Source organism: Bacteroides caecigallinarum, assembly GCF_016902295.1.
In the GTDB taxonomy this organism is placed as follows: Bacteria; Bacteroidota; Bacteroidia; order Bacteroidales; family Bacteroidaceae; genus Phocaeicola; species Phocaeicola caecigallinarum_A.
This window is the reverse complement of record NZ_JACJLQ010000063.1, coordinates 1-7,848: the sequence shown is the minus strand read 5'-3', so window position 1 is coordinate 7,848 and position 7,848 is coordinate 1. Positions and strand designations below refer to the sequence as shown.

The window sequence follows — 7,848 nt, the reverse complement described above, 5'->3', positions numbered from 1 at the left end:
ACTACATTTTAATTTTGAGAAATGCTAAAGCTGATAATCAATGGATTAGTGAAATTATACAGCTAAAAAATAACTAAAAATTTTTTTTGGCTATCAAACTTGGGTTAAGTCAGAATAGAATAATTGTTCCAATTCTTGTTCCAACAAAATTTAATTCTAGTTCAAATGTATTTACTTCTTCAGTATATGAAGATTCTATATATAATCTATAGGTAACGGGTGAAAAGGGATTACAAAAACTTATTTCTAATGTTTTTGTACATTCAGGTGCGATTAATGATGATCCGAGTCTAGGTTTAGATTGGATTATAAGTCCATATTCTCCAACACCAACAATTATTGAAGCAGCCAAGAAACTTTATGATAATCATACTGTTGAAGATATTACAAGACATGAGGCTGATAAAGTTTCAACAGATAAAACAATAAATTATATTCTTAATGTAATCAAGCAAAGTCGTGAAAATAAACAAAAGAGTATTTGTTTTGTTACTGGTGTACCTGGAGCTGGAAAGACTTTAGTTGGTCTGGATGTAGCTGTGAAGCAGTCTTATCAGGATGGAGATAAATTTATCGAAGATGAAGGAGCTGTTTATCTGTCAGGTAATGGACCATTAGTTGCAGTTCTTACAGAAGCATTAGCAGTTGATAACCAAAAGAAGTGTAAGGAACGTTGTGAAAGAAAGAACCTTTCGGATTCAAGAAGGGAGGTAAGCAAGTTTATACAGATTATACATAGATATAGAGATAATATGTTAGCCAAAATAAAGAATCCTGTCAGAAATGGAGTTCTGGAAATAGATCCGGATAAAGCTATAAAACTTGCTAAATCTGGCTATGGCGAAGTGGAACATGTTGCAATTTTTGATGAAGCACAGCGTTCATGGACCCATAAAATTAAAAGGGGAGGAACCTATGGAAATAAGCTTAAAATAGAAAATTTTCCATATTCGGAAGCTGCTTTTTTGATTTGGTCTCTTGATCAACGAGAGGATTGGGCTACAATAGTATGTTTGATAGGAGGAGGTCAGGAAATAAATACAGGAGAAGCTGGTATTTCTGAGTGGTTAAATGCTCTTAATGATAAGTTTAAACACTGGAAAATATACATATCTGATAAACTAACAGAAAAAGAATATGCAGATGGTCGAGTTAATGAGTTATTGAGTAAAAATAATCGAGTAACATATTCGTCTAATCTTCATTTAGGTGTAAGTCTACGTTCATTCAGAGCGGAAAGTTTATCTGCTTTTGTACATTCTTTGTTGTCATTTAATCCTGATGCTTCTGAATGGTATGCAAAGATAAAGGATCGTTATCCAATTATGCTTACAAGAGATATGGATAAAGCTAGAGCTTGGTTACGTTCGCAAACTAGAGGGTCACAAAAGGCAGGTGTTTTGGTAAGTAAAGCTGCTGCTATATTTAAACCATTGGCTGTTAGTATCCTAGAACAAGGAGATGAGAATGCTGTTCATTGGTTTTTGGAAGATAAGAATGATGTTAGGTCATCAAATTATCTCGAAGATGCTGTAACAGAAATTCAAGTTCAAGGTTTAGAATTGGATTATACTTGTCTTTTATGGGATGCAGATATTAGATGTTATAATAGGGAATGGAGATTTTATAATTTTAATGGGAAAACTGCCTGGCGTGAAGAGACAGGAAGAACAGACAGTAGTATTGAGCGAAGGAAGTATATGTTGAATGCTTATAGAGTGTTACTTACACGCGCACGTATTGGTATGGTAATTTGTGTTCCAAAAGGTAATAATAACAAAATACCCGGTGGATTTCCGGAAAATCCGACAAGACTTCCAGAATTTTATGACGGTACATATAAATATTTAAAGTCTTTAGGTTTAGAAGAAATCTAAATAAATTTAGTTATATATATGTTGTCAAAATTTCAGATAACAATCTGAAACCATTACTAAAAATAATAGTTTTACTTTTGTAAGTTCTTTGTAAACGTACCCTCTCAGTTTTGTAAGCTATTTGTAAGCAAGTACCGTTTATTTGGCTCATTTTTTGCGGACAAATGCACGAACCGCCTAAAAACAACTTAGGCTGTAACGCCTGATAAACAGTTCGTTACAGCCTAAATCAAATATTATCCTATATTGCTTATGCTTCCTCAATAGCAGCCTGCGCCGCAGCCAATCTTGCGATAGGCACACGGAACGGAGAGCAAGATACATAGTTCAATCCAACCTTATGGCAGAACTTAACAGAAGTTGGTTCACCACCGTGTTCACCACAGATACCGCATTTCAAATCAGGACGTACTGAGCGGCCTTTCTCAACAGCCATTTTTACCAACTGACCTACACCGTTCTGGTCAAGAACCTGGAATGGGTCAACTTTAAGAATCTTCTTTTCAAGATATACAGGCAAGAACGAAGCGATATCATCGCGTGAATAACCGAATGTCATCTGTGTCAAGTCGTTAGTACCAAATGAGAAGTATTCAGCTTTCGATGCTATTCTGTCTGCTGTCAAAGCGGCACGAGGGATTTCAATCATTGTACCTACCTTGAATGGAATTTCCACACCTTCTTTTTCGAACAGTTCAGCTGCAGCTTTGCGGATAACCTTTTCCTGAGCTTCGAATTCGTAAAGAATACCGGTCAGTGGAACCATGATTTCCGGATGAGGGTCGTAGCCTTCTTTTTTCAATTCGATTGCTGCGCCAAGGATTGCCTGAGTCTGCATTTCTGTGATTTCAGGATATGTATTACCCAAGCGGCAACCGCGATGACCCAACATAGGATTGTGCTCGCAAAGGCTGTCAACTCTCTGACGGATATATTCTACTGTCACACCCATAGCTTGTGCCATTTCTTCCTGTCCCTTCAAATCGTGTGGTACGAATTCGTGCAAAGGTGGGTCAAGCAAGCGTACATTGACAGGACATCCGTCCATAGCCTTGAATATACCTTTGAAGTCAGCTTTTTGATATGGAAGAAGTTTTGCAAGTGCTTTCTTACGTCCTTCAACATCTTGGGCGAGAATCATTTCACGCATTGCTATAATCTTCTGATTGTCGAAGAACATGTGTTCTGTACGGCAAAGTCCAATACCAACTGCACCGAAACTACGTGCTACTTCTGCGTCATGAGGAGTGTCGGCATTTGTACGTACTTTAAGTCTTGTGTATTTGTCACATAAGTTCATAAGTTTAGCGAAATCGCCTGAAACTTCAGCAGCTTTTGTTGGAACTTCACCCTGATATACATCGCCTGTGCTACCGTTCAAAGAAATGTAATCACCTTCTTTCAATACAGTTCCGTCTATTTCTACTGTACGTGCCTTATAATCTACGTTAATGGCACCAGCTCCAGATACACAGCATTTACCCATACCGCGTGCCACAACAGCAGCGTGTGATGTCATACCGCCACGTGCAGTAAGGATACCTTCGGCAGCAGTCATTCCGGCAAGGTCCTCAGGTGAGGTTTCTATACGTACGAGAACTACTCTATGACCGTCTGCTCTCCACTGTGCGGCATCTTCTGCAAAGAATACTATCTGTCCGCAAGCGGCACCCGGTGATGCAGGGAGACCTCTTGTCAGAGTCTTGGCTGAGCGAAGCGCTTCTTTATCGAATACAGGGTGTAGCAATTCGTCGAGTTTGTTAGGTTCGCAACGTTCGATGGCAGTCTTTTCGTCAATCAAGCCTTGTTCAAGCATTTCCATTGCTATACGTACCATTGCTGCGCCAGTACGTTTTCCGTTACGAGTCTGCAAGAACCAGAGTTTGCCTTCCTGAACTGTGAATTCCATATCCTGCATATCGTGATAGTGGTTTTCAAGTTTAGTCTGGATTGCATCAAGTTCTTTGTATATTTCAGGCATTGCTTCTTCCATTGAAGGATATTTAGTAACGCGTTCTTCTTCTGAAATTCCCTGAAGTTTTGCCCAACGCTGAGAACCGATTTTTGTAATCTGTTGAGGAGTGCGGATACCTGCAACCACGTCTTCACCTTGTGCGTTAATCAGATATTCACCGTTGAATAGGTCTTCACCTGTAGCTGCGTCGCGAGAGAATGCGACACCTGTAGCCGATGTGTCACCCATATTACCGAATACCATTGCCTGTACGTTTACTGCAGTACCCCATTCGGCAGGTATTCCTTCCATCTTACGATAAAGGATAGCACGCTCGTTCATCCATGAGTCGAATACAGCGCAGATGGCACCCCAAAGCTGTTCGTATGCGTTTGACGGGAAGTCTTTTCCTGTTTGAGCTTTAACAGCAGCCTTGAATCTTGTTACAAGAACTTTAAGGTCTTCAACGTCGAGTTCATTGTCAAGGCGTACACCTTTTGCTTTCTTTACATCTTCTATAATAGCTTCGAACGGATCTATATCGTCCTTGTTTGAAGGTTTCATTCCAAGAACAACATCACCGTACATCTGAACGAATCTACGATATGAGTCCCATGCGAAACGTTCGTTGCCTGTCTTGCGTGCAAGTCCAACAACCACTTCGTCATTCAAACCAAGATTAAGGATTGTATCCATCATGCCAGGCATTGAGGCACGGGCTCCTGAACGAACTGAAACCAACAATGGGTTTTCTACATCACCGAACTTAGATTTCATCAGTTCTTCAACTCCTTTGATAGACTTTTCTACGTCGTCTTTCAGGAGTGCTACAACTTTGTCTTTTCCTTCGGCATAGTATTCATTACAAACGTCTGTAGTAATTGTGAAACCCGGAGGTACTGGAACGCCAATAAGATTCATTTCTGCAAGGTTTGCACCTTTACCGCCAAGTAAGTTTCTCATGTCAGCTTTTCCTTCGGCCTTACCGTTTCCGAAGGTGTAGACTCTTTTTGTTTCCATGTTTAGTGAAAGGTTTTTAAATTTATTTATGTTATTTAGTTTTCCAAGTATTGTAAGAACGTAAATAATGTAAAATACTGTCTGTTATTCTTTAACGATGGCAAAACTATATATTATTTGCGTATAATCAAATATTAAATTGATATTTTACAACATGTTTTTGCTATGTCTATATTGCAAAATCAACTATTTTGAAAAACATGGTATAATGTCGGAAAAAATGACTAAATTTGTTCCCAAATTGGTTTTATTGAAAAATAACGTGGCAAGAAAGAAAAAAGAACTACCTTTATTGGAGAAGGTAACGATAACAGATGTAGCCGCAGAAGGCAAAGCCTTGGCTAAAGTGAACGATTTAGTAGTGTTTGTCCCGTATGTAGTGCCGGGAGATGTTGTTGACTTGCAAGTGAAACGTAAGAAGAACCATTATGCTGAAGCCGTGGCTGTAAAGTTTCACGAAAAATCCACGATGAGAGTGGAACCGTTCTGTCAGCATTATGGAGTATGCGGAGGATGCAAATGGCAGTGTTTGTCGTATGAAGACCAGATACGTTACAAGCAGAAACAGGTGTTCGATAATCTTACACGTATAGGAAAGATTGAACTTCCGGAATTCAGACCTATTCTTGGCTCTGAGAAAACCAAATTCTATAGAAACAAGCTTGAATTCACATTTTCAAACAAACGTTGGCTTACTGAAGAGGAAGTTAAGCAGGACGTGAAGTATGACCAGATGAATGCCGTTGGTTTCCACATTCCGGGAGCTTTCGACAAGGTGCTGGCAATAGAGAAGTGCTGGCTTCAGGATGATATCTCCAACAGAATCAGAAATGCCATACGCGACTATGCATACGAGCATAACTATACTTTCTTCGACTTGCGTTCTCAGGAAGGATTGCTTCGTAATATGATGGTCCGTACATCTACTACCGGCGAGCTGATGGTCTTGTTGCAATTTAAGGTAGTTACTGATGACGACAGCGTCAAGATGATGGATATGCTTCAGTTTGTAGCCGACTCGTTCCCTGAGATTACATCGCTTATGTATGTTATAAACAATAAATGTAACGATACTATAGGTGACCTTGATGTGAAGGTATTCAAAGGTAATGACCATATTTTCGAGGAAATGGAAGGACTGAAATTTAAGATTGGTCCTAAATCATTTTATCAGACAAACTCTGAACAGGCTTATAACCTGTATAAAGTGGCAAGGGAATTTGCCGGATTGACTGGTGATGAACTTGTTTACGACCTATATACAGGTACGGGAACAATAGCCAATTTCGTTTCGCGCAAGGCGAAGAAGGTGATAGGTATAGAATATGTCCCTGAGGCTATAGAAGATGCCAAAGTCAATTCTAAGATTAACGGCATTGACAATACACTGTTTTATGCCGGCGACATGAAGGATATTCTTACCCAGGATTTCATTAACGAGCATGGACGTCCTGATGTAATCATTACTGACCCTCCGCGTGCGGGAATGCACAACGACGTTATCAATGTTATAATGTTTGCTGCTCCTGAAAGAATTGTGTACGTAAGCTGTAATCCTGCGACACAGGCTCGTGATTTGCAGTTGCTTGATTCTATGTATAAGGTGACGGCAGTACAACCTGTTGATATGTTCCCTCATACTCATCATGTTGAGAACGTAGTCCTTCTTGAGAAAAGAAAGTCATAAAACGATTAATTAATTACATACAAAAAAGTGGAAGATAGAAAGAACAGACAGGGTGGACGTCCTGTGGCAAGAGCTGCGACAAAATATACTGCATTCAAAGTCAAAGAGGGTGCTGAACTCATGGAATTCCTTATGAAGGAAATGTCTGGTATCAGCCGTACACGCGTTAAAGCTTTGCTTACAAACAGAGTGGTAATGGTTGACAACAATATTCAGACACAATATAATTTTCAGCTTAAACCGGGAATGGTTGTTAAGGTAAGCCGCGAGAAAAATAAGCATGAATTCCGTCATAAGCTCCTTGATATACTTTATGAAGATGCTTACATTATAGTAGTGGAAAAGAAGGAGGGATTGCTTTCGGTGGCAACAGAGCGTCAGAAAGAAAGAACCGCTCAGCATATCTTGAGTGAGTATGTAAAACGCCAGCACCCGGGAAACCGTATATATGTTGTACATAGACTTGACAGGGAGACTTCAGGAATAATGATGTATGCAAAGGATGAAAAGACGCAGCGTACATTGCGTGATAACTGGCATGATATAGTGTTCGACAGACGGTATGTATCTATCGTTATGGGTGATATGGAGAAGGATCAGGGTACTGTCAGATCATGGCTTACCGACCGTACGCTTTATGTAAGTTCGTGCGATTATGATGATGGAGGAAAACTGTCAATCACTCATTATAAAACAATTAAACGCGCTAACGGATATTCGCTTGTTGAGCTTAATCTTGAGACCGGCCGCAAGAACCAGATTCGTGTTCACATGCAGACTTTGGGGCATCCGGTTGTTGGCGACTCAAGATACGGTTGCGAAGCTGACCCATTGGGAAGACTTGCATTGCATGCGTTCAAGCTGTGTTTCTACCATCCTGTTACAGGTGAGATGATGCAGTTTGAAACTCCATATCCGGCACCTTTCAAGAATTTGATGCTTAGAAAATAATTGTTGAAACGTTTTTTAAAAATGCCTTGTCGTTTTAGTTAAAACGTGCTGACGTTTTACCTAAAACGTCAGGTCGTTTTTTGCAGAATATTTGATAATAAATACATGTTTTTCAGTGAATGATGTATGACGCTAATTTATAGTGGATTATGCATATTATGTATTTATGGCTAATAATACGTGAAAGATTAGGCGTGATTTTTTTTGAAAAAAGTTCACCTAAACTATTGCTCAATTAAAAATAAACGTGTACCTTTGCACCGCAATTGAGAGAAACGCCTTCGGGGTGTAGCGCAGTCCGGTTAGCGCACCTGCTTTGGGAGCAGGGGGTCCCAGGTTCGAATCCTGGTACCCCGACA

At 39.8% G+C, this 7,848-nt stretch carries 5 protein-coding genes and 1 tRNA gene; 4 read left to right on the top strand and 2 right to left on the bottom strand.

Features of this window, described 5'->3' with window-relative positions; all coding sequences use genetic code 11:
• Positions 1-109: 109 nt before the first annotated feature.
• Positions 110-352: a hypothetical protein gene (locus H6A27_RS13665; protein ID WP_204509083.1), complete on the bottom strand. Its 243-nt coding sequence runs from the start codon at positions 350-352 to the stop codon at positions 110-112.
• Here H6A27_RS13665 and H6A27_RS13660 point away from each other — a divergent pair.
• Entirely contained in the window at positions 243-1,877 is a 1,635-nt protein-coding gene (locus H6A27_RS13660) for a DNA/RNA helicase domain-containing protein (RefSeq protein ID WP_204509084.1), read from the top strand. The two genes, H6A27_RS13665 and H6A27_RS13660, sit on opposite strands and share 110 nt — an antisense overlap.
• A 250-nt stretch (positions 1,878-2,127) precedes the next feature.
• On the opposite strand, the gene ppdK is transcribed toward H6A27_RS13660, so the two are convergent.
• Positions 2,128-4,851, bottom strand: a complete 2,724-nt coding sequence (gene ppdK, locus H6A27_RS13655) for a pyruvate, phosphate dikinase (RefSeq protein WP_204400954.1) — start codon at positions 4,849-4,851, stop codon at positions 2,128-2,130.
• Positions 4,852-5,113: 262 nt separating this feature from the next.
• Here ppdK and rlmD point away from each other — a divergent pair, with 262 nt between their 5' ends.
• The 3 genes from rlmD to H6A27_RS13640 all read left to right on the top strand — a co-directional run bounded on the left by rlmD (position 5,114) and on the right by H6A27_RS13640 (position 7,846).
• Positions 5,114-6,538, top strand: coding sequence for a 23S rRNA (uracil(1939)-C(5))-methyltransferase RlmD (gene rlmD / locus H6A27_RS13650; protein ID WP_204401183.1), 1,425 nt, complete (start codon positions 5,114-5,116; stop codon positions 6,536-6,538).
• Between the two features lie 27 nt (positions 6,539-6,565).
• Positions 6,566-7,489 (top strand): RluA family pseudouridine synthase, encoded by a 924-nt coding sequence (locus tag H6A27_RS13645; RefSeq protein WP_204509082.1) that lies wholly within the window; start codon positions 6,566-6,568, stop codon positions 7,487-7,489.
• A 282-nt stretch (positions 7,490-7,771) separates the two neighbouring features.
• Positions 7,772-7,846: transfer RNA gene (locus H6A27_RS13640), tRNA-Pro, on the top strand.
• The last annotated feature ends 2 nt before the right edge of the window (positions 7,847-7,848 follow it).

What these genes read in the sequence shown, in the direction of transcription:
- ppdK (WP_204400954.1), bottom strand. Translation starts at nt 4,851, where the DNA reads ATGGAAACAAAAAGAGTCTACACCTTCGGAAACGGTAAGGCCGAAGGA.